2 protein-coding genes are annotated in these 1,943 nt (G+C 74.4%); one reads left to right on the top strand and one right to left on the bottom strand.

From position 1 onward, the window contains the following. Positions 1–138: 138 nt before the first annotated feature. On the bottom strand, positions 139–1,014 hold the full coding sequence (locus ABZ260_RS50550) for an alpha/beta hydrolase (protein ID WP_355632978.1): 876 nt from the start codon (positions 1,012–1,014) through the stop codon (positions 139–141). 141 nt (positions 1,015–1,155) lie between these two features. Between ABZ260_RS50550 and ABZ260_RS50545 the strand changes: the two genes are divergently transcribed. Beyond that, positions 1,156–1,761, top strand: a complete 606-nt coding sequence (locus ABZ260_RS50545; protein ID WP_355632975.1) for a TetR/AcrR family transcriptional regulator — start codon at positions 1,156–1,158, stop codon at positions 1,759–1,761. Positions 1,762–1,943 lie beyond the last annotated feature (182 nt).

Here is a 1,943-nt window from a genome sequence, read left to right as displayed (position 1 = left end):
GGACCTGGTGGGCGTCCAGCAGCACCGGCAGCGCGGCGAGCGTCGCGCCCCATCCCGGCAGGCGGCCCAGCCTGCGCAGCAGCAGGTACCGGGAGGTGCCTGGCGGCCTCCTGCCGGCGGGCCGCGTCGGCGTGGTGGTCACGGGAGGTTCTTGGCGGCCTGGTTCTGCCAGGCGGTGTTGGCGGTGAACTCGGGGGCACTCCCGGCGAAGGCGCCTCGGGCGTAGGCGTCGTCCTGGAGGCGGTACATCAGCCAGGCCGTCAGGTAGCCGAGAAAGCCGCCGCCGGTGCCCTGGATGTCGTTGTGACCCGCGCCCTTCAGCAGTGCCATGGCCGCCGCCCCGGGCACCTGGTCGTAGTAGCCCCGCAGCGCCGAGGCCGGTGAGATCAGCCAGTCGTTGCCCCCGCTCATGAACAGGACGGGGCAGGCCAGCTGGGAGACCTGGAACCGGTCGCCGGCCCCCACCCAGAGCTGCGCGGGTAGTGCAATCGGCACGGCCGTGGTGACGAGCCCCGCGGAGAGGTTGGCCGCGTTGACCGTGCCGCCCGCGCCCTGGGAGTGCCCGGCGGCGCCGACCCTGGTCACGTCGAGCCTCTGATGGAACGGGCTCGCGGGGTCGGCGTTCCTCGCCACCAGGTATTGCGCGGCGGCGAGCATCTCGGTGCCCGTCCCGGTGGTCGTGTCGGTGGAGGCGATCACGGCGAAGCCCCAGGAGGCGAGCTGGTCGAGCACGCCGGGGTAGAGGGCGGGGGTGGCGTGGGAGCCGTTCCCCCAGGTGATGATCGGGTGCCGGAAGCCACCGGCGCCGAGGTCCGCCGGATGGTGCAGCCGGTAGGTTCCCGAGGCGTCACCCGCGTCGGAGGCGGTGACCGCCCAGGGGCCCCGGACCGCGTAGTGCGACTCGATCGTGCCGGCCGCCACCGCCTGGGTGGTCCGCGACACGAGGCCCGCCGACAGTAGCCCGACCGCCGCCACGCGCAGGACCCGCCGCCGGGACATGCCCTTGTCTTCCATGGTCACCTCACCGATTCTTTGGAGACGTGAACGTCTCCTAACAGAGGGAAGTACGATCTGTGATTGATGTCAAGACAGGATCGGAAGAAAATTCCGGAGGGTGAGCCCCTCCCCCGCGGCCGTCACGGACTGCCCCCAGAAGTGGTCCGCACCTCGCAGCGCGACCGCCTGATCCAGGCGATGCTGCTGCTGGTCGCGGCCCGGGGGTACGCCGCCACGACCGTGCCCGATGTGATCGCCGCCGCGCGGGTCTCGCGCAACGCCTTCTACGCCAACTTCCACGACAAGGAGGCCTGCTTCCTCGCCCTGTGCGAACGGGACCTGCCCGGCGTGGTCGAGACGATCCTGTCCGCGGCCGAGGACACCGGCCACGACTGGGTCGCCGCCGTCCGCCAGGGCCTGCACGCCTACCTGCGGTGGTGGCAGGACCGCCCCGAGTACGCCCGCGCCTACTTCGTCGAACTCCCCGCGGCGGGCCGGCGGGCGATGGACCAGCGCGACCGCGCCTACCTGCCCTTCCTGGAGATGCTGCGCGCCCTCGCCGCGCGGGCCAGGGCGGAGACCCCCTCCCGGGGACCGGTCAGGGAGAGCGTGCCCGCCCTGATCGTCTTCGGCGTCACCGAGTTCATCGCCGCCGAGGTGCGCGCGGGGAACGCGGAGCGGCTGTCCGCGCTGGAGGAGGACGTGCTGCACTACACGGTCACGCTGCTCGCCGACCGCGCGACGGCCGACAGGGCACTCGGCTGACCCGCGGCACCCGTGCCGCGAGGGCACGGGGGGCGCGGGCCGGGGCGGGGCTAGCCCCCCCCCCCCCCCCCCCGGCGGCCCGGGGGGGGCCGGGCGCCCCGGGTCTAAGCCCCCGGGGGGGGCGCCCCCCCCCCCCCCGCGGCCCCCCCCCCCCCCCCCCGGGGGGGGGGGCCCAAAGACGC

Source organism: Streptosporangium sp. NPDC006013, assembly GCF_040614275.1.
In the GTDB taxonomy this organism is placed as follows: domain Bacteria; phylum Actinomycetota; class Actinomycetes; order Streptosporangiales; family Streptosporangiaceae; genus Streptosporangium.
Note: the sequence above shows the minus strand (reverse complement) of the source record. Positions and strands in the feature narration are given on the sequence as shown.

Bases quoted from the DNA above. Each gene is read 5' to 3' on its own strand.
- ABZ260_RS50550 (WP_355632978.1), bottom strand. From the start codon at position 1,014: ATGGAAGACAAGGGCATGTCCCGGCGGCGGGTCCTGCGCGTGGCGGCG.